General features: G+C 63.5%; 16 protein-coding genes. 14 read left to right on the forward strand and 2 right to left on the reverse strand.

Going from position 1 to position 19,776, the window contains the following annotated elements; translation table 11 throughout:
* The first annotated feature begins 17 nt into the window (after positions 1-17).
* The 4 genes from Q4610_RS09440 (at position 18) to Q4610_RS09455 (ending at position 3,878) form a co-directional block, all read left to right on the forward strand.
* On the forward strand, positions 18-917 hold the full coding sequence (locus Q4610_RS09440; RefSeq protein WP_304535696.1) for a tryptophan 2,3-dioxygenase: 900 nt from the start codon (positions 18-20) through the stop codon (positions 915-917).
* Positions 904-1,560 (forward strand): arylformamidase, encoded by a 657-nt coding sequence (gene kynB / locus Q4610_RS09445; RefSeq protein WP_304535697.1) that lies wholly within the window; start codon positions 904-906, stop codon positions 1,558-1,560. Before Q4610_RS09440 ends, kynB begins: the two co-directional genes overlap by 14 nt.
* Entirely contained in the window at positions 1,560-2,795 is a 1,236-nt protein-coding gene (gene kynU, locus Q4610_RS09450) for a kynureninase (protein WP_304535698.1), read from the forward strand. Before kynB ends, kynU begins: the two co-directional genes overlap by 1 nt.
* Before the next feature lie 159 nt (positions 2,796-2,954).
* On the forward strand, positions 2,955-3,878 hold the full coding sequence (locus Q4610_RS09455) for a fumarylacetoacetate hydrolase family protein (protein ID WP_304535699.1): 924 nt from the start codon (positions 2,955-2,957) through the stop codon (positions 3,876-3,878).
* A gap of 100 nt (positions 3,879-3,978) precedes the next feature.
* Here Q4610_RS09455 and Q4610_RS09460 read toward each other — a convergent pair whose 3' ends face one another.
* Positions 3,979-4,704: a 2OG-Fe dioxygenase family protein gene (locus Q4610_RS09460; RefSeq protein WP_304535700.1), complete on the reverse strand. Its 726-nt coding sequence runs from the start codon at positions 4,702-4,704 to the stop codon at positions 3,979-3,981.
* A 272-nt stretch (positions 4,705-4,976) separates the two neighbouring features.
* Here Q4610_RS09460 and Q4610_RS09465 point away from each other — a divergent pair, with 272 nt between their 5' ends.
* Positions 4,977-5,948 carry a nucleoside hydrolase gene (locus tag Q4610_RS09465; RefSeq protein WP_304535701.1) on the forward strand — a complete coding sequence of 324 codons (972 nt, stop codon included), beginning with the start codon at positions 4,977-4,979 and terminating at the stop codon, positions 5,946-5,948.
* Positions 5,949-5,951: 3 nt separating this feature from the next.
* On the opposite strand, the gene Q4610_RS09470 is transcribed toward Q4610_RS09465, so the two are convergent.
* Positions 5,952-7,367, reverse strand: a complete 1,416-nt coding sequence (locus Q4610_RS09470) for a helix-turn-helix domain-containing protein (protein WP_304535702.1) — start codon at positions 7,365-7,367, stop codon at positions 5,952-5,954.
* A gap of 121 nt (positions 7,368-7,488) precedes the next feature.
* Here Q4610_RS09470 and Q4610_RS09475 point away from each other — a divergent pair, with 121 nt between their 5' ends.
* The 9 genes from Q4610_RS09475 to Q4610_RS09515 all read left to right on the forward strand — a co-directional run bounded on the left by Q4610_RS09475 (position 7,489) and on the right by Q4610_RS09515 (position 19,751).
* A complete protein-coding gene (locus Q4610_RS09475) occupies positions 7,489-9,021 on the forward strand; it encodes an acyl-CoA carboxylase subunit beta (RefSeq protein WP_304535703.1) in 1,533 nt (510 codons plus the stop codon).
* A 108-nt stretch (positions 9,022-9,129) separates the two neighbouring features.
* On the forward strand, positions 9,130-9,567 hold the full coding sequence (gene mce / locus Q4610_RS09480) for a methylmalonyl-CoA epimerase (protein ID WP_304535704.1): 438 nt from the start codon (positions 9,130-9,132) through the stop codon (positions 9,565-9,567).
* Between the two features lie 47 nt (positions 9,568-9,614).
* On the forward strand, positions 9,615-11,768 hold the full coding sequence (gene scpA, locus Q4610_RS09485; RefSeq protein WP_304535705.1) for a methylmalonyl-CoA mutase: 2,154 nt from the start codon (positions 9,615-9,617) through the stop codon (positions 11,766-11,768).
* Positions 11,765-12,064 carry a hypothetical protein gene (locus Q4610_RS09490; RefSeq protein ID WP_304535706.1) on the forward strand — a complete coding sequence of 100 codons (300 nt, stop codon included), beginning with the start codon at positions 11,765-11,767 and terminating at the stop codon, positions 12,062-12,064. Before scpA ends, Q4610_RS09490 begins: the two co-directional genes overlap by 4 nt.
* Positions 12,057-13,055, forward strand: a complete 999-nt coding sequence (gene bioB / locus Q4610_RS09495; RefSeq protein WP_304535707.1) for a biotin synthase BioB — start codon at positions 12,057-12,059, stop codon at positions 13,053-13,055. The genes Q4610_RS09490 and bioB overlap by 8 nt, the downstream gene beginning before the upstream one ends.
* Positions 13,052-13,291, forward strand: coding sequence for a hypothetical protein (locus tag Q4610_RS09500; RefSeq protein WP_304535708.1), 240 nt, complete (start codon positions 13,052-13,054; stop codon positions 13,289-13,291). The genes bioB and Q4610_RS09500 overlap by 4 nt, the downstream gene beginning before the upstream one ends.
* A 119-nt stretch (positions 13,292-13,410) precedes the next feature.
* Positions 13,411-15,411 (forward strand): acetyl-CoA carboxylase biotin carboxylase subunit, encoded by a 2,001-nt coding sequence (locus tag Q4610_RS09505; RefSeq protein WP_304535709.1) that lies wholly within the window; start codon positions 13,411-13,413, stop codon positions 15,409-15,411.
* Between the two features lie 195 nt (positions 15,412-15,606).
* On the forward strand, positions 15,607-18,027 hold the full coding sequence (locus Q4610_RS09510; protein ID WP_304535710.1) for a Hint domain-containing protein: 2,421 nt from the start codon (positions 15,607-15,609) through the stop codon (positions 18,025-18,027).
* A gap of 131 nt (positions 18,028-18,158) precedes the next feature.
* On the forward strand, positions 18,159-19,751 hold the full coding sequence (locus tag Q4610_RS09515) for an MFS transporter (protein ID WP_304535711.1): 1,593 nt from the start codon (positions 18,159-18,161) through the stop codon (positions 19,749-19,751).
* The last annotated feature ends 25 nt before the right edge of the window (positions 19,752-19,776 follow it).

Consider the following 19,776-nt stretch of genomic DNA (forward strand, 5'->3'; position numbering starts at 1 on the left):
TTTCAAGGGAGGTGGATATGGACGTTCGGCAGCGCGATGAGGATGGGGTCGCGATTTTTCAGGCCCGGATCGATGGCGAGAATATCGAATGGGACAATGGCCTGACCTATGCCCGGCACCTCCAGACCCGACAGCTTTTGAGCGCACAGGTGCCGGTGTCCGACAAGCCCGACGAAATGCTGTTCATCATCATGCACCAGACGATGGAATTATGGCTGAAGCTGGTTCTGCATGAAGTGGGGATCGTGGTGGAAAGCCTGCGCGCCGACGATTTTGCGCGGGCGGGCAAGACGCTGGATCGCATCGCCACCATCCAGCGGCACATGATCCATTCCTGGGAAGTGCTGGCCACGCTGACGCCGCATGATTTCCTGACCTTCCGTGGCTATTTGCGTCGCGCGTCGGGTTTCCAGTCATACCAGTATCGCGAACTGGAATTCATGCTGGGCAACAAGCGCGCGGACATGATGATCGTCCACCGTGACGATCCGCAGGCGATGGAGCGGCTGACCGCCGCCTTCGAGGCGCCGTCGCTTTATGACGAGATATTGCATGTGCTGGCCCGGCATGGCCACCCGGTCCCCGCCGACTGCCTGGATCGCGATGTCAGGCAGCCGCATGTGCCATCGCCGGCGATCGAGGATATCTGGCTGACCATCTACAGCCATCCTTCGGCGCATTGGCCGCTTTACGACCTGGCCGAAAAGGTCACGGCGCTGGAATATTATTTTCAGGAGTGGCGTTTCAAACATATGAAAACCGTGGCCCGCGTTATCGGGCACAAGCCGGGTACGGGCGGGTCGGCCGGGGTCGATTATCTGGTCAAGGCGCTGGGCCACAGCTTCTTTCCCGAACTCTGGTCGATGCGCACACGCATGGTCGCGCCGCGCGAAGGGGGCGATTATGTCGATGCCTGAACCCGGCATGGGTGGTCGCATCCACGACATATCGCAGGTGCTGGGGCCGCAGACGCCGCTTTGGCCGGGCGAGCCGCCCTTCATACTGACCCGCCATGCCCAGATCAGCGAAAGCTGCCCCGTCAATGTCGGCGCCCTGTCCATGCCCCTGCATGCCGGCACGCATGCCGATGCGCCGCTTCACTATGACCGGGCGGGGGTCGCTTCTGCCGCGTGCGATCTGACGCCCTATATCGGCCCGTGCGTCCTGCTGGACGTGACCCAGGCAGGCCCGGTGGTGGGGGAAGGCGATATCGACTGGGATGCGGTGAACGGCGCGGAACGGGTGTTGCTGCGAACCTACAGGGTCTTTCCATCCGATGCGTGGGACAGCGATTTCAAGGCGATCGCGCCGGCCGTGCTCCGGCGCATGGGCGACGGCGGCGTGCGCCTGATCGGGACCGATGCGGCCTCGATCGACCCGGAACAGTCCAAGACGCTGGCCGCCCATCATGCGGTCCGCACAGCCGACATGCGCATCATCGAGGGGCTGGTGCTCGATGGCGTGCCCCCCGGCCGGTATGAACTCATCGCCCTGCCGCTGAAAATCCATGGCGCGGACGCCAGCCCCGTCCGCGCGATCCTGAGAGAGATTGCCGCCTGATGACTGATCCATGCTCCACGCTCGCGGCGCTCGACGCCAGCGACCCCCTGGCCGGGTTCCGCGATTCCTTCGCCTTGCGGCCGGGCCTTCTCTATCTGGACGGCAATTCGCTTGGTGCGTTGCCGCGCGCCACCGCGGCCCGGCTCGCCCAGGCGGTCAGCCAGGAATGGGGCGAGGGCCTGATCACGTCCTGGCTGGGGGCCGGCTGGTCCACCGCGCCCGCGCGCATCGGCGACAAGATCGCCCGCCTGCTGGGCGCCGGGCCGGGTGAAATCGTTGCGGCCGATTCCACGTCGGTCAACATCTTCAAGGCGCTGACGGCGGCCTTGTCCCTGCGTCCCGGTCGCCCGGTCATTTTATCGGAAGCGACCAATTTCCCCACCGATGTCTATATGATGCAGGGCATCGAAGCCTTTAGCGGCGGGCGGATCAGGGCCGTCACCGTCGCGCCCGACGATATTGTCGACCGGCTGGACCAGGATGTCGCCGTGCTGCTGCTCACCCAGGTCCATTACAAGAGCGGCCGGGTGCGCGACATGGCGGAGATCACCCGGCGCGCGCAGGCCGTGGGCGCGCTGGTGGTCTGGGACCTCAGCCATAGTTCCGGCGCGGTCGAGGTGGACCTGAACGGCGCCAATGCCGACTTCGCGGTCGGTTGCGGCTATAAATTCCTCAATGGCGGGCCGGGCGCGCCGGCATTCCTGTTCGCCGCGCGCCGCCACCATGGCGCGACCCCGGTTCTGTCGGGCTGGTTCGGCCATGCCCGCCCCTTCGCCTTCGAGGAGGATTATGCCGCCGCGCCGGGGATCGAACGATTCCTGTGCGGCACGCCGCCGGTCCTTGGCCTGGCGGCGCTGGAAGTCGGCGTCGACCTGATGCTGTCGGCGGACATGGCCCAGGTACGGCGCAAGTCGATGCAGATGGGCGATATCCTGATCCAGTTGATGAAGCCGCTTTGCGCCGACCACGGTTTCTGCCTGATCAGCCCGGAGGACGGGCAGGCGCGCGGCAGCCAGGTCGCCTATGCGCATCCGCAGGGCTATGAAATCGTGCAGGCGCTCAAGGCGGTCGACGTGATCGCCGATTTCCGCGCGCCCGACATCATCCGTTTCGGCCTGACGCCGCTGTATCTGCGCTATGCCGACATGGCCGATCTGGTCGACCGGATCGGGACGGTGTGCCGCACGCGCAGTTGGGACAAGCCCGAATATAGGGAGCGTGCCGCCGTGACATGACAGTCGCGGCCGGCCGGACGATGCCCGATCATCGGGGATGCAAGCCGGCAACGGACAAGCAAGGACAGACAGCAAGGACAGACAGCAAGGACAGACAGCAAGGACCGGCAGGAATGACCGGCAGAAACGACCGGCAGAAACGACCGTCAGGGGGCATATATGCGTTTTGTTACTTTCAGCAGCCGCCAGGGCGGCAAGGATCATGGCCAGGCGCGCCTGGGCGTGCTGCACGACGATCTGGTGATCGATCTGGAGCGGTTCGGCGCGTGCGTGGGGCTGGCGCTGCCATCCACCATGCTGGACTTCATCGACATGGGACCGGCGGCGGTGCGGGTGGTGGCGACGGCGCTGGAGACGCTGGATGACGCGACCCGGATCGCCTGTGCCGTTCCGGTCGACAATGTCGCGCTGCTGGCGCCCATTCCGCGTCCGCGCAAGAATATCTTCGGCATCGGCCTCAACTATACCGAGCATGTCGCCGAATCCGCGCGCGCGCTCGACACGGCGAACGCATTGCCCAGTGAGCCGGTGATCTTTTCCAAGCCGCCGACCGCGGTGGTCGCATGGGACCATCCGGTGCATCATGACGCCGCGATCACGCAGCAACTGGACTGGGAAACCGAACTGGGCGTGGTGATCGGCCGCACCGCCCGGCGCGTGGCCGAACAGGACGCGCTGGACCATGTGTTCGGCTATACCGTGATCAACGACATCAGCGCGCGCGATTGCCGCCGTGCCGGGCAGTGGATCGTGTCCAAGGGGCAGGACACGTTCGCGCCGATGGGACCATGCATCGTCACCACCGACGAGATCGGCGATCCGCATGCACTGAACCTCGCCACCTATGTTAACGGCGTCGAAAAGCAGAACAGCAACACCCGCTTCATGCTGTTCAACGTCAACCGCATCATCGCCGACATATCGCGCGTGATGACGCTGGAGCCGGGCGACATCATCGCCACCGGCACCCCGGCAGGCGTCGGGGCGGGGCGCACGCCGCAGGAATTCATGTGGCCGGGCGATGTGGTGGAATCGGTTATCGAAGGCATCGGCGCCCTGCGCAATCCGATCATCGCGATCTGAATTTGGCGCAAGGCCGGGCTGGGCGGATTGCCCCTGCCATGCTCTGCCCATGTGCGCCGGGCCATGGCCCGCCGGTCGTCAGGGAAGCGGCGCCGGCCCTTTACCGGGCAGGAGCGCGGCCATTGGCAAAGGTCAGGACCAGCGCGTCGCGCCAGGCGGGCTGGGCCGGGTCCAGGGCATGGATTTCGGTCACGCCGTGGAAGATGCGGCGATCGTCGATCAGCATCGTGTCGCCCGCTTCCGCCAGGGTGAATTCGCCCAGCGGCGCGCCATCGGGCGCGCCGATGCGGGTGACGCCTTCGCGCACGTTGCGCCGATCGATCAGCATCACCAGCACATGGTCGACACCGTCGCGGTGCATTCCTTCGGGGGTGGGGCGTCCGCTTTCATGCGCCTTCGCCTCGATACGGAACTGGTGCATCTCGACATGCCAGTCGCCCTTCCGGGCGGGATCGAAACTGTCGACGCAAAAGGACAGGATCGCGGTGAGGACCGGGCTGGCGACGGTGGCGTCCTCCACCGGATCGAACCAGCGCTGCACATCGCCGTTGAGCGGGTTATAGTCGCGGCTCTGATAATGGGGTTGATGGGCCATGCGGGTGAAGCGGCCAGCGACACAATGGAAGGTGGCGTGGCGGCGACGGCGGTAGCGGCCGCCATCGGCCATGAAGAGATCGGGGCCAAGATCGTTCCAGCTTGCCGCGAAAGCCGCCCATTGCGGTTCGGCGATGTCCAGCCGGTCGAACAGCACAGCGCCGGGGACACGGGCATAGCCGTCCTGGGCGAGGCCATATCCGATCCGGGAAGGGCTGTCCGTGTCGTGCATCTTCGCTCCTGTAGCGGAGGCAGGAGACGAGCGACAGGGCCAGTTTCCGCAGGGTGGGTTCCATCGCCCCCGGTCGGTGCGCGGCTGGTCGCGCCTTCTGGCGCGCCAGGTTCCGGCAGGATCGAACCCAGGGGATGCGGACGAGCGCGTCGTCAGGCGATGATCGGGACCATGCCGCCCGAAAGGGGAGATGGTGGTGGGAGGATGCGCATTGCCTGTTCCCTGTTCCCCTTTATATGAAAATTCTTATTCTATCTTGGAGAGATGGGGCCATGCTGTCACGCCGTCAGTTCGGGCAGTCGCTATGCGCGTCGGCGGCGTTGCTGCCGGCTGCCTCATGGTCTGCGCCCTTTCGCACGATCCCGCAACGCGCCTCCGCCCGCATCATCGTGGACAATGATTTTGCCGGCGATCCGGACGGGCTGGTGGCGCTGGCGCATCAATTGCTCACGCCCAAGACCCGCACGGTGCTCTGCACATCGTCAGCCCTGGACCGCAAGCTGGTCGGCAGCGTGCCGCCGGATCTTTCCGCATCGGCCGGCAAGGATATCGCGCTGGACCTCATCCGCCGGATGCGCATCGCTGATGCGCCGCCGGTCGAGGCCGGCTCTGAAAGACTCGATCCGGAGCATCCTGAAAGCAGCGCGGCTGCCAGGGCGATCGTGGCGGAGGCGATGCGCGACGATATGTTGCCCCTCTACATTAGCTGTGGCGGTCCATTGACGAATGTTGCGGCAGCGATCCGGTTGAAGCCCGAAATTGCCAAGCGGATGACTTTGATCTGGATCGGTGGTGGCCGTTACCCGCACGGTTCCTGGGAGTATAATCTGACGGCCGATCTGCCGGCGGCGAAAATCGTGATCGAGCAGTCCGCCATCCCGCTATGGCAAATTCCCCAGAATGCTTATCGCCAGATGCAATTTTCCGTTGCGGAGTTGCAGGATCGGTTGCGGCCTATTTCCGATTTCGGTGCCTGGCTTTATGACAAATTCACCACGCCGCCTGCCTTTGTGGATGTAGGGGGGAGCTGGCCGCTGGGCGACAGCCCAACCGTTTTGCTGAGTGCCATCTCGCAAGAGAGCAGCCACTATGTTGACCGCCCGGCGCTGCGGATCAAGCCGGACGGTCAGTATGGCGCCCCCGTCGGCGGCGGTCGAATGGTGCGTGTCTATGAAAGGTTGGACGCGCGCCTGACCTTCGAAGATTTCCTGTCACTGATGCGGATCCATGCCGCGCAAGGATGATGCTCACCCGATCCAGTAGGGCACGATCTGGCGGTTGTCCGGGTCGACATGGATCGGCCGGTCGGCGGGTGGAAAGGCGCGCTGGTCGCAGCTTTGGCGGGGGCAGAGGCGGCAGGTGATGCCGATGGGGGTGGCGGCGCCTTCCTCCGTCAGGTGAAGGCCGTCGGCATAGACGAAGTTGGCGGCATGGGCGACTTCGCAGCCCAGTACCACGGCGTAGCGGCGCGGGGTGCGCTTGTAGCTGCCCGATGGCTTCACCAGCCCCTTGGCCATCGAGACATAGCGCACGCCATCGGGGGTTTCGCCCAGTTGCACATTGATGCGGTCGGGCACGGCGACGGCTTCATGCACGTTCCACAAGGGGCAGGCCCCGCCGAAGCGGGCGAATTGCAGGCGGGTGGCGCTGTGGCGTTTGGTGATGTTGCCGGCCATGTCGACGCGGCAGAAGAAGAAGGGGATGCCGCGCAGGCCGGGGCGTTGCAGCGTGGAGAGGCGATGGCAGGCCTGTTCGAAGCTGACGCCGAAGGTGCGCGCCAGCCGGTCTATGTCGTGGCGCATCGTGCGCGCCGCTTCGCGGAACGGGGCATAGGGCATGAGCAATGCCCCGGCGGCATAATTGCCAAGGCCGATCGCCAGCAGCCGGTCCGCGCCGGGGACGGGCAGGGCGGCCTTGTTCACCACATCGGCGATCACGGCCTGCCCCTCCAGCATCATGAGCTGGTGCGCGAGCATGAACTTGCGGCTTTCGGTCGGCAGCGCGGCGTTGATGAACAGCTTCTTGGTCGCGCTGGTATAGGAACGCAGTGCGCTGTCGGGGGTGTCGGCGATCAGCGTTTCGATGCCATGGCGGCGGGCGAGCGCCTCCACCAGCATCCCTTCGTCCAGGGTCTGGCCGGCGGTGAAGCTTTCGGCCATGTCCTCCGCCAGGCAATCGAGGCTGTGGACATAGTTGCCGGCTTCGTGGAACCAGTCACGCGCGGCCTCCCACGGCAGGCGGGCCTGCACCTCATGATCGTTGGCGATCGCTTCCTCGATCATGTTGATGCGTTCGTTGGCGCGCATATGGGCGTTGTAGAGATCGACATAGCGGGCGGCAAATTCGGGGAATTGCAGGTGCAGTTTCTCGATCCGTTCCGGCTCCATCTGGGTGCCGGGCAGTTCGGGATGGCCGAGCGCATAGGTGAAGGCGCCCAGAAGCTGTTCCTCCTCCCGGCTGTCGAAGCTGGCCCAGTCGGTGGGGAAGGCGCTGGCGAGCGCGGCCTTGACCTTGGCGGTCAGGGGGCGGTCGTCATTTTCCATCTGGGACAGGTAGGAGACGGAGATGCCCAGCGCCTGCGCCATCGTCGCCTGGTCCATGCGATGGTCCAGGCGCAACTGGCGCAGGCGCGGTCCTGCGAAGATTCGATTGCCACGTGCCATGGATCGTCCTTAATTTGCGAAATCGCGATTTGCAAATTAGCAAAATTGCATTTGCGGAAACCGCGAAAGATTGAGATGGGCGGAGCATAGAGGTCCGCGACAAGCCGGAGAATTGCCTGATATGTCGAAGCTCGCCATCATCGAACAGCTTGAAGCCAAGCGCGACGCCGCCCGCATGGGCGGCGGACAGCGCCGCATCGACGCCCAGCATGCCAAGGGCAAGCTGACCGCGCGGGAACGGATCGAGGTGTTGCTGGACGAAGGCAGCTTCGAAGAGCTGGACATGTATGTCGAGCATAATTGCACCGATTTCGGCATGGACGAACAGCATATCCCCGGCGACGGCGTGGTCACGGGATCGGGCACGATCAACGGCCGGCTGGTGTTCCTGTTCAGCCAGGATTTCACCGTCTATGGTGGCGCGGTGTCGGAACGGCATGCGATGAAAATCTGCAAGATCATGGACATGGCGCTGAAAGTCGGCGCGCCGGTGATCGGGTTGAACGACAGCGGCGGCGCGCGCATCCAGGAAGGGGTGGCGTCGCTGGGCGGCTATGCCGAGATTTTCCAGCGCAACGTGCTGGCCAGTGGCGTGGTGCCGCAGATCAGCGTCATCATGGGGCCGTGCGCGGGCGGCGCGGTCTATTCGCCCGCGATGACCGACTTCATCTTCATGGTGAAGGACAGCAGCTTCATGTTCGTCACCGGCCCGGACGTGGTCAAGACGGTGACGAACGAAGTCGTGACCCAGGAGGAACTGGGCGGCGCGGTGACGCACACCACCCGGTCGGGCGTGGCCGACGTGGCGTTCGAGAATGATATCGAGGCGCTGCTGGCGGTGCGCGATTTCGTGGATTTCCTGCCCGCATCGAACCGCGAACCCGCGCCGGAGCGTCCCAGCGCGGACCCGTGGGACCGGATCGAGGAGAGCCTGGACACGTTGATCCCGGCCAATGCGAACCAGCCCTATGACATGCACGAACTGATCCGCAAGGTGGTGGACGAAGGCGATTTCTTCGAAGTCCAGCCCGCCCATGCCGGCAATATCCTGTGCGGCTTCGGCCGGATCGAGGGCAAGACGGTGGGCATCATCGCCAACCAGCCGATGGTGCTGGCCGGCGTGCTGGACATCAATTCATCGAAGAAGGCGGGGCGGTTCGTGCGCTTCTGCGATGCGTTCGAGATACCGATCGTGACCTTCGTGGACGTGCCGGGCTTCCTGCCGGGGACGGCGCAGGAGCATAGCGGCATCATCAAACATGGCGCGAAGCTGCTGTTCGCCTATGCCGAGGCGACGGTGCCCAAGATCACGGTGATTACGCGCAAGGCCTATGGCGGCGCTTATGACGTCATGAGTTCCAAGCATCTGCGCGGCGACCTGAACTATGCCTGGCCGACCGCCGAGATTGCGGTGATGGGCGCGAAGGGCGCGGTCGAAATCATCTTCCGCGGCAAGACGGCGGACGAGATCGCCGAGCGCACGGCGGAATATGAGGCGCGCTTTGCGAACCCGTTCGTGGCGGCGAGCAAGGGCTTCATCGACGAGGTGATCCAGCCGCATTCGACACGGCGGCGGATCGCGCTGGGCCTGCGGAAGCTCAAGAACAAGGCGCTGGAGAATCCGTGGAAGAAGCATGACAATATTCCGCTGTGACGGCCCGCAGGGTCGTCATCCCAGCGCAGGCTGGGATCGCGTGGGGCCTGCTCGGCCCGTCATGGCCTGAGACCCCAGCTTTCGCTGGGGTGACGATGTGAGGATAGTATGAAACTCGGCCGTCTCAATCATATCGGCGTCGCCACGCCGAGCCTCGAAAAGAGCATTGCTTATTATCGCGATGTGATGGGCGCGACGACAATCCACGAACCTTTCGACCTGCCCGCGCAGGGGGTGAAGGTGTGCTTTGTCGATACGCCGGGCGAGAATGGCACGGCGGGGACGCAAATCGAACTGATCGAGCCGTTCGATGAAAGCTCGCCGATCACGGCCTTCATCGCCAAGAACCCGGCGGGGGGCCAGCATCATATGTGTTATGAAGTGGCCGATATTCACGAAGCGAAGGCCTGGTTTGAAGGCTTGGGGAAGCGCGTGCTGGGCGAGCCGCGCATCGGCGCGCATGGCACGCCGATCTTCTTCGTGCACCCCAAGGATATGAACGGGGTGCTGACCGAGATCATGGAGACGCCCAAAGAGGCGCACTGACACCACCCCTCCCGCAGGCGGGAGAGGGATAGAAGGTAAGGTAGAAGATGACCGACAAGCCGACACTGGACGACTGGGCCGCCGCCGCCGCGAAGGAAGTGAAGGGCAAGGATCTGACCTGGCAGACCCCGGAAGGGATCGCCGTCAAGCCGCTCTACACCGCCGCCGACGTGACCGCCGACCCCGGCCTGCCCGGCTTCGCGCCCTTCACGCGCGGGGTGAAGGCCAGCATGTATGCGGGCCGTCCCTGGACCATCCGGCAATATGCGGGCTTTTCGACGGCGGAGGAATCCAACGCCTTCTATCGCCGGAACCTCGCCGCCGGGCAGAAGGGCCTGTCGGTCGCGTTCGACCTCGCCACCCATCGCGGTTATGACAGCGACCATCCGCGCGTCACCGGCGACGTGGGCAAGGCGGGCGTGGCGATCGACACGATCGAGGACATGAAGATCCTGTTCGACGGCATCCCGCTCGACAAGATGAGCGTGTCGATGACCATGAACGGCGCGGTCATCCCGATCCTAGCCTTCTTCATCGTCGCGGGCGAGGAACAGGGCGTCGACCGTAAATTGCTCGACGGGACCATCCAGAACGACATCCTCAAGGAGTTCATGGTCCGCAACACCTATATCTACCCGCCCGAACCCTCGATGCGGATCATCAGCGACATTTTCGGCTATACGTCGCGTGAAATGCCCAAGTTCAACAGCATCTCCATTTCCGGCTATCATATGCAGGAAGCGGGCGCGACGCAGGTGCAGGAACTGGCCTTCACCATCGCCGATGGCATGGAATATGTGAAATATGGCGTGGCGTCGGGCCTGGACATCGACAAGTTCGCCGGACGGCTGAGCTTCTTCTTCGCCATCGGCATGAACTTCTTCATGGAGATCGCCAAGCTGCGCGCGGCGCGTGTGCTGTGGCACCGGGCGATGACGCAACTGGGCGCGAAGGACGAGCGCTCCAAGATGCTGCGGACCCACTGCCAGACCAGCGGCGTGTCGCTGACCGAGCAAGACCCCTATAACAACGTCATGCGTACGACGATCGAGGCGATGGCCGCGATGCTGGGCGGCACCCAGTCGCTCCACACCAATGCGCTGGACGAAGCGATCGCGCTACCCACCGACTTTTCCGCCCGGATCGCGCGCAACACGCAGATCGTGATCCAGGAAGAGACGGGCATGTGCAATGTCGTCGATCCGCTGGGCGGCAGTTACTATGTCGAGGCGCTGACCCAGCAACTGGTCGACGAAGCCTGGGCCATCATCGAAAAGGTGCAGGCGGAAGGCGGCATGGCCAAGGCCGTGGCGGCGGGCTGGCCCAAGGCGATGATCGAGACGGCGGCGGCGGCCCGGCAGGCGCGGGTCGATCGCGGCGACGACGTGATCGTGGGCGTCAACAAATATAAGCTGGCGACCGAAGATCTGCTCGAAACGCTGGAGGTCGACAATGCCAAGGTGCGCGAAGGCCAGATCGCGCGCATCAACCGGGTGAAGGCGGAGCGTGACGAGGACCGCTGCCAGGCGGCGCTGGAGGCGTTGCGGCAGGCGGCGGCGGGGCCGCAGTCGATCGACAATAATCTGCTCGCCCATGCGGTCGAAGCGGCGCGGGCGCGTGCCACGCTGGGCGAAATCTCCTCCGCGATGGAGGACAGCTTCCAGCGCTATGGCACGCAGCCTACGCCGGTGAAGGGCGTTTATGGCGCGCCCTATGCCGGCGACAGCCGCTGGCAACAGGTTCTTGACGGCGTGCAGGCCGTCGAGCGGCGCCTCGGCCGCAAGCCCAAATTGCTCGTCGCAAAGATGGGCCAGGACGGGCACGACCGGGGCGCCAACGTGATCGCGTCCGCTTTCGGGGACATGGGGTTCGATGTGGTGTCGGGGCCGTTGTTCCAGACGCCGGAGGAAACGGTGGTGCTGGCGCTGGAAAACGGCGTCGATGTGGTTGGCGCATCGTCGCTGGCGGCGGGGCACAAGACGTTGATCCCGGACCTGATCGCCAAGCTGCGCGCAGCGGGGCGCAGCGATATCAAGGTGATTGCGGGCGGTGTCATCCCGCCGCAGGATTATGACTTCCTTCGTGACGCGGGCGTCCAGGGCATTTATGGACCAGGCTCCAATGTCGTGGAATGCGCCGCCGACGTGCTGCGCCTCCTCGGCCACAACATGCCCCCCGCCGGGCTGGAGGACGCCGCTTGAGTAACAAACTGACCGAAAAGTCCCCCTCCCGCTTGCGGGAGGGATTAGGGGAGGGCATGTCGGTACGCGGCAAGGTCGCCTTTTTGCTTGCCTTTGCCGGATGGGCTTTCCTGATTGCGGCATTGGCGAATTACGCTGCTCACCTTCGTGCGATGTGTGATGATGAAGGCACCCGCCGCATCGACTGTAGCGCGACCGCTGAAAACCTCGCATGGGTTGGAGCCATCGTAATTTTCTTCGCCGGTGCGCTTCTCCTCAAGCGTCTTGCCGGACGCCTGGAGACTTCTCATGACTGAAGCCCGCACCGACTGGACCCGCGAAGAAATCGCCGCGCTGTTCGACCTGCCCTTTAATGATTTGATGTTCGAGGCGCAGTCGATCCATCGCGCGAATTTCCCGCGCAACGAGGTGCAGTTGTCGACGCTGCTGTCGATCAAGACCGGCGGCTGCCCGGAGGATTGCGGGTACTGCAACCAGTCGGCATCGGCGGAGTCGGGCCTCAAGGCTGAAAAGCTGATGAGCGTGCAGGCGGTGATGCAGGCGGCGGCGCAGGCCAAGGATGCGGGCAGCTCGCGCTTCTGCATGGGCGCGGCCTGGCGCAATCCCAAGGAACGGGACATGCCCGCCATCGTGGCGATGGTGAAGGGCGTGCGCCAGATGGGCATGGAAACCTGCATGACGCTGGGGATGCTCAGCGAGAGCCAAGCCAAGGTGCTGGCCGACGCGGGCCTCGACTATTACAACCACAACATCGACACTTCGCCCGAACATTATGAGAAGGTGATTACCACCCGGACGTTCGACGACCGGCTGGAAACGCTGGAAAATGTGCGCAATTCGGGCATCAACGTCTGCTCCGGCGGCATCGTGGGCATGGGCGAGACGCGCGAGGACCGCGTCGGCTTCCTCCACGCTTTGGCGGTGCTGCCCACCCATCCGCAGAGCGTGCCGATCAACGCACTGGTGCCGGTCAAGGGCACGGTGCTGGGCGATATGCTGGCCGACACGCCGCTCGCCAAGATCGACGAGATCGAGTTCGTCCGCACGGTCGCGGTGGCACGGATCGTGATGCCGGAGTCGATGGTGCGGCTGTCGGCGGGACGTGAGAGCATGTCGGATGCGTGCCAGGCGCTCTGCTTCATGGCGGGCGCGAACAGCATCTTCACTGGCGACAAGCTGCTGACCACGGCCAATGCGGGCGACAATGCGGATGCCGCGCTGTTCGCGAAGCTGGGCGTCGTGCCGATGCAGGCGGAGGTGAAGGTTGCGATGGAGGCGGCGGAGTGAGCAAGCCGAGCGCCTTGAAGATCGGACTCTTTGTGGTGCTCAGCATAGCCTATTGGCTGATTGCTATGATCGTCATTCTGCTGGCGTCAATCGGCAATTGCGGGATGGGGCCGGATGCTCCGGCCGACTGCGATGGTATCTCGCCAGCAATTACAGGAGTGCTTTCGTTCCTGATTTTCGCTGGACTTGCTTTTGGCTTTTTCAAGGCCCGGCTTTCGGGAGTGGATAAGCAATAATTCAATATCCGTTCGCCCTGAGATTGTCGAAGGGGCGCACTTCTTCTCGAAGTAAAGAACGGGGCTTCGACAGGCTCAGCCCGAACGGCTGATAGGATAGGACTGGGACAGGGAATAACATGGCAATCACCAAGATCCTGATCGCGAACCGTGGCGAAATTGCGTGCCGTGTCATGCGCACGGCCAAGAAGATGGGCATCAAGACCGTCGCGGTCTATTCCGATGCGGATGCGCGCGCGCCGCATGTGTTGATGGCGGACGAGGCGGTGCATATCGGCCCGTCGCCCGCCGCCCAATCCTATCTGATCGCCGACAAGATCATCGCGGCCTGCAAGCAGACCGGCGCGGACGCCGTGCATCCGGGCTATGGCTTCCTGTCGGAACGTGAAAGTTTCCGCAACGCGCTCGACGCGGAAGGCATCATCTTCGTCGGACCCCCGGCCAACGCCATCGCGGCGATGGGCGACAAGATCGAATCCAAGAAGCTGGCGCTGGAGGCGGGCGTCAATGTCGTTCCCGGCTTCGTCGGCGTGATCGACGACACCGAACATGCCGTCCGCATCTCCAACGAGATCGGCTATCCGGTGATGATGAAGGCGTCGGCCGGCGGCGGCGGCAAGGGGATGCGCCTCGCTTATTCCGAGCAGGATGTGCGCGAAGGGTTCGAGGCGACCAAGCGCGAAGGCCTCGCCAGCTTCGGCGATGATCGCGTGTTCATCGAAAAGTTCATCGAAAGCCCGCGCCATATCGAAATTCAGGTGCTGGGCGACCAGCATGGCAATATCGTTTACCTCAACGAACGCGAATGTTCGATCCAGCGCCGCCACCAGAAGGTGGTCGAGGAAGCGCCGTCGCCCTTCGTCAGCCCCGAAATGCGCCGCAAGATGGGTGAGCAGTGCGTCGCGCTCGCCCGCGCGGTCGGCTATTTCAGCGCAGGCACGGTCGAACTGATCGTGTCGGGCGAGGACAAGACCGGCGACGGCTTCTACTTCCTCGAAATGAACACCCGGTTGCAGGTCGAGCATCCCGTGACCGAGGAGATCACCGGCGTCGACCTGGTCGAGCAGATGATCCGCGTCGCCAATGGCGAGAAGCTCAGCTTCACGCAGGATGATGTGAAGATCAACGGCTGGGCGATCGAAAACCGCGTCTATGCCGAAGACCCCTATCGCGGCTTCCTGCCGTCGACCGGCCGGTTGATCCGCTACAATCCGCCCGAAACCGGGACGGACGACAATGGTGCGCTGATCCGGGTGGATGATGGCGTGGTCGAGGGCGGCGAAGTGTCGATTTTCTACGATCCGATGATCGCCAAGCTGATCACCTGGGCGCCCACGCGGCTGGAGGCGATCGACAAGCAGATCGAGGCGCTCGACAAGTTCGAGATCGAGGGGCCGGGGCATAATATCGATTTCGTGTCCGCGCTGATGCAGCATGAACGGTTCCGGTCCGGCAATATCACCACCGGCTTCATCGCGGAGGAATATCCCGACGGGTTCCAGGGCGCACCCGCTTCGCCCGAACTGCTGCGGCGGCTGTCGGCGATCGGCGCGTTCGCGGCGATGGCGCAGGCGGATCGGGCGCGGCGGATCGACGGGCAACTGGGCCGTCGCCTTAGCCCGCCGACCGGCTGGCAGGTCAAGATCGGGGACGCCATCCATGATGTAGAAATCGACGGCGACGATGTGACCGTGGATGGTCAGGCGATCGACATGGCGCTGGAATATACGCCGGGCGACCGACTGATCGAGGCGGAGTTCGGCGACGAATTGCTGGCGGTGCGGATCGCGCCGGTGCGGTCGGGCTTTGTCCTGACGGCGCATGGGGCGAGCCATAAATTGCGTATCCTGCCCGCCCATGCGGCACCCTATGCGCGGCACATGATCGAGAAGATCCCGCCCGACCTGTCGCGCTTCCTGATCTGCCCGATGCCGGGCCTGCTGGTCGCGCTGAACGTCAAGGTCGGCGACAAGGTGGAGATCGGCCAGCCGCTCGCCGTGATCGAGGCGATGAAGATGGAAAATATCCTGCGCGCGGGCAAGGCCGGCACGGTCAAGAGCGTGTCGGCGGCACAGGGCGAGAGCCTGCCGGTGGATGCGGTGATATTGGAACTGGAATGAAGCCCAGTTACTACACGATTTATATTCTTATCATGGATTAATGATCGATCGCAATTTTTTGATTCTGTCTTTCCGCCAAAATCGGAAACATGCGGCAAAAAAATCTGCCGGCCGCATGTTTCGTATTATTATATGTTGATTTTATTACTTGGATCTGCATGATCCCAGCTCCCCTGTCATCTTGGGAGCTGGATCATGACAACCTATACTTATACGCCGCCATCGCCTGGCTACGGCAAGAGCTGGTTCGATCCATTGATCTGGTCCACCGGGACCGTACCGAATGCGTCGGATGCGGACGTGTTTATCAACACGATCACGAATATCGGCACAGGCGAGGTGCAGAATTCCGGGATAAATATCGCGGCGGGTTCGTCAGTTACCGTGAATTCGCTATTCGTTGAGAATAATGCGGTTTTTCTGCTGGGCAGCCTTACGGCCGGAGACCTGACTCTGGGTGGGGGTGGATCGATCTCGATGTCGGAAGGCGCCGCTCTGGCAGCGGGCGACATTACCGTCACGGGCGGCGCCATCATTGCAGCAGGCACATTGGGGGCGGACAATGTGGTTCTGGCGGACGGCGGTGCTATGACGGCGGGACAGGGAGGGGTAGTCGCTACCTTTGATACGCTCACTCTGAACGACGGCTCTCTGGGGGGAGGAGCCTATGGCAACCTCAGTCTGACAACTGATCCAGGTGCCTTTTCAAACTTGGTGAACGGCGTGCTGGATGGCGGCACCTATAACGCTACAGACTTCGGGCTTTCGTCCGATACCACCGGCGTCCAACCGGGCGACCCACAGGGAATTTTGCTGAATGTGGGCGGAGGGAATATCACCTCCCTTTTGGCCGACGTCAGCCTGCAAGGCAATGCATCCATCTATAGCTTTGATACGACGTCAAACAGCTATGTCGATATGACAACCACTTTGCAGGAAATCCAGCAAGAGGGCAGTCTGACGCTGAGTAACGGAAGCTTTGAATTCGGTGCGCTTGATATCGACGGCGCGCTCAATCTCACTGGTTCCGTCCTTGTCTCCTCCTCAAGTATTCACATCAGTGACACCGGCGTCGTAGGTGGACTTGGCGTCATTAACGGGCCAGTCGATAATGACGGCGTCATCAATGTCGGTATGCCAGGTGGCTTCTCACCTTCATCCCTGTCGATACAAGGTCCGCTGACCGGCGATGGCGTGATCCATATTTTCGGTCGCGATCATTTTACCTACGGTTCGGGCTACACGCTCAATATTGCCGGCGCGTCCAGCAATGATGTGATATTTGACGACAGCCGCGCCACCCTCATCATCGGTGATCCTGACAGTTTTACCGGCACGCTCACGCCCTATGCAGGGACGGCCGACGGCACGCTGGCAGGGAATGTCGTCCTGAAGGATGTGAATTTCTCCAGCGCCACTGCAAGCTATCTGGGCAGCGCCACGGGCGGCACGCTCACCGTCAATGACGGCACGAGCGTCGTGACGCTCCAATTGAGCGGCAATTTTAACAATAGCAGCTTTGCGCTGAGCGAAGGCCGCACCTTCTCGTCGGATCCACCGACGACCAAGATCGTCATCAACTATGTCTGCTTCGTCACGGGTACGCTGATCCGCACCGATCGCGGTGACGTGGCGGTGGAGGAACTGGCGGTCGGGGATCGGGTGATGACGGCCTCCGGCGCGTTGCAGCCCGTCACCTGGATCGGGCAGCGGACATTGACGGGCATTGCGGACGCGGCGCAGGCGGCGGCGTGGCCCGTGCGGGTCAAGGCAGGCGCGTTCGGGACGAACCGGCCGGATCGCGACCTGCTGCTGTCGGCTGGCCACGCCGTCTGCGTGGATGTCATGGGCGAGATGTTCGTGCCGGTCGGGCGGCTGGTCAACGGCGGCACGATTGCACGCGTGCCAATGGACACGGTTACATACTGGCACGTCGAACTGGACCAGCACGACGTGTTGCTGTCCAACAACCTGCCCAGTGAAAGCTATCTCGACGTCGGCAACCGCGCCTGGTTCTCAGGACTTGGCACGGATCTGCCCGATGCCGCGGCACAGGATTCCGGTCGATATGCCCGCCCGTTTGTCGATAATGGTCCGATCGTCGAGGCGATACGGCTGCGGCTGGCGGAGCAGGCGCGGCGGATCGGCTGGGCCGACACCAGCGACATGGATGTGCATCTGGTGGTCGATGGCGTGCGGGTTGATGGTGATATGGACGGCGACCTTGCGCGCTTCATCTTCCCCGCCACGGCGCGCGAAGTCGTGCTGCGGTCGCACTGTTTCGTGCCGGCGCATGCGGATATTGAGGGCGACCAGCGGGCGTTGGGCATCTGCCTGACCGGCCTCACCCTTTCGGACGGATTGCGTGCCGAACGGACGGTGACGATCGACCATGCAATGTTCGACAGCCAGCACGCGCTGGAACAAGGGGGCGGGCGCCAATGGCGCTGGACCAAAGGCGCCATGCGCCTGGACCCGGCGCTATGGGATGGCCTGCGGTCGCATGTCATTCTGCGGCTGGACATGCTTGCGTCCAGCGGCCGTCGCTGGGTGGCTCCAGTGCAGCAAGAGGATATGTCCATGCCCGCGAGCAATGTGGTCGCTCTGCGCGCCTGATATATTTGCGCCGCAAAGAGCATGGGACAAGCGGAAGCCGCCTGAACCGACGCCGCGATATTATTGCTGGCCGCGCTGACGCATTTCGCTAAATTCCGCGATGATCGGAATGGGGCGAGGGATGCAGAGCAATGGCCGTGGGAATGGTGCGCAGCGATTATGTGATGGATGCAAGGCGCGACCGGCTGGTCATCACCGCGTCGGCGCTGGGCACCGTGTTCGAATGGTATGATTTTTACATCTATGGCGTTCTGGCGCCGATCATCGGGCGGACCTTCTTCCCGACCGACAATCCGACCGTCGAGCTGCTCTACACGCTCGCCGGTTTCGCCATCGGCTTCGCCTTCCGGCCGATCGGGGCGATGCTGTTCGGCTATCTGGGCGACCGGCTGGGGCGCAAATATACGTTTCTGGCGACCATCGTGCTGATGGGGGTGGCGACGGCGGGCGTGGGATTGACGCCATCCGCCGCCAGCATCGGGATCGCCGCGCCGATCATCCTGATCGGCCTGCGGATCGCGCAGGGGCTGGCGCTGGGCGGGGAATATGGCGGGGCGGCGATCTATGTCGCCGAACATGCGCCGCCGGGGAAGCGGGGCTTTTATACCAGCTTCATCCAGGCGGGGGTGATCGGCGGATTCGTGCTGTCGCTGATCGTCGTGGTCGGCACGCAGGCGATCGTGGGGCCGGCGGTGTGGGCGGCATGGGGATGGCGCATCCCGTTCATCCTGTCGCTGGCGTTGCTGGGCATATCGCTGTGGATGCGGCTGATGCTGCGCGAAAGCCCGGTCTTTACCGCGATGAAGGCGGCGGGCGCGCAGGCGAAGAACCCGCTCAAGGAAGCCTTCACCGCGCCGGGCAACAGGCGACGGATGCTGGTGGCGATGATCGGCATCGCGGCGGGCTTTACCGTCATCGCCTATACGGTGATGTTCCAGGCGCTCTATTTCCTGCAAAACGGGCTGCATGTGTCGCCGGGCATGGCGCAGTTGCTGGTGGGCGGCAGCGCCTTTTTCGGGGTGGGCAGCTTCATCTTCTTCGGCTGGCTGTCCGACCGGGTGGGGCGCCGGAAGCCGATCCTGATCGGTTATGCCCTGGTGCTGGTGCTGGCATTGCCGCTCTATCAATTCATGGGGCATGTCGCGAACCCGGCGCTGGAGGCGGCGGCCGTCCGCGCGCCGGTGGTGGTGAGCGGGTCGGATTGCCGTTTCGATCCGTTCGCCAAAGTGCAGCCGACCGCTTGCGGCAAGCTGCTTGACCATTTTTCCAAGCGCGGCATCCCCTATGACAAGCAGGAAGCGGCCGTGCCGGGCGTCGCGATCGGCGGCAAGGCGGTGGCCGATCTGGACCCCGCCGGTCTTGATAGGGCGCTGGCGGCGGCGGGATATCCGGGCGGCGCGGTGACGCCCGACTGGCCGGCGGCCGCGCTGGTTTTTGGTGCGCTGCTGATCCTGTGGATTTTATCGGGGGCGACCTATGGGCCGGTGGCGGCGCTATTGTCCGAATATTTCCCGGCGCGCATCCGCTATTCGTCGCTGTCCATCCCCTATCATATCGGCACCGGCTATTTCGGCGGGTTCCTGCCGCTGGTCAGCCAATATATCGTGGCGCGCACGGGCGATCCCTATGCGGGATTGTGGTACACGCTGGCGGTGGTGGCGCTGGCGTTGGTCACATGCCTGATCGGATTACCCGAAACGAAGGATCGCCCCCTCGACGCCTGATGCCGGGGGCGCTATCGGCAGCGTG

This window comes from Sphingobium cyanobacteriorum (assembly GCF_030580935.1).
GTDB classification, from domain to species: Bacteria; Pseudomonadota; Alphaproteobacteria; order Sphingomonadales; family Sphingomonadaceae; genus Sphingobium; species Sphingobium cyanobacteriorum.

Coding starts and splice junctions, on each gene's coding strand:
- scpA (WP_304535705.1), top strand. CDS start 9,615: ATGACCGACAAGCCGACACTGGACGACTGGGCCGCCGCCGCCGCGAAG.
- bioB (WP_304535707.1), top strand. CDS start 12,057: ATGACTGAAGCCCGCACCGACTGGACCCGCGAAGAAATCGCCGCGCTG.
- mce (WP_304535704.1), top strand. CDS start 9,130: ATGAAACTCGGCCGTCTCAATCATATCGGCGTCGCCACGCCGAGCCTC.
- Q4610_RS09455 (WP_304535699.1), top strand. CDS start 2,955: ATGCGTTTTGTTACTTTCAGCAGCCGCCAGGGCGGCAAGGATCATGGC.
- Q4610_RS09465 (WP_304535701.1), top strand. CDS start 4,977: ATGCTGTCACGCCGTCAGTTCGGGCAGTCGCTATGCGCGTCGGCGGCG.
- Q4610_RS09510 (WP_304535710.1), top strand. CDS start 15,607: ATGACAACCTATACTTATACGCCGCCATCGCCTGGCTACGGCAAGAGC.
- Q4610_RS09440 (WP_304535696.1), top strand. CDS start 18: ATGGACGTTCGGCAGCGCGATGAGGATGGGGTCGCGATTTTTCAGGCC.
- Q4610_RS09475 (WP_304535703.1), top strand. CDS start 7,489: ATGTCGAAGCTCGCCATCATCGAACAGCTTGAAGCCAAGCGCGACGCC.
- kynB (WP_304535697.1), top strand. CDS start 904: ATGTCGATGCCTGAACCCGGCATGGGTGGTCGCATCCACGACATATCG.
- Q4610_RS09470 (WP_304535702.1), bottom strand. CDS start 7,367: ATGGCACGTGGCAATCGAATCTTCGCAGGACCGCGCCTGCGCCAGTTG.
- Q4610_RS09505 (WP_304535709.1), top strand. CDS start 13,411: ATGGCAATCACCAAGATCCTGATCGCGAACCGTGGCGAAATTGCGTGC.
- kynU (WP_304535698.1), top strand. CDS start 1,560: ATGACTGATCCATGCTCCACGCTCGCGGCGCTCGACGCCAGCGACCCC.
- Q4610_RS09460 (WP_304535700.1), bottom strand. CDS start 4,704: ATGCACGACACGGACAGCCCTTCCCGGATCGGATATGGCCTCGCCCAG.
- Q4610_RS09515 (WP_304535711.1), top strand. CDS start 18,159: ATGGCCGTGGGAATGGTGCGCAGCGATTATGTGATGGATGCAAGGCGC.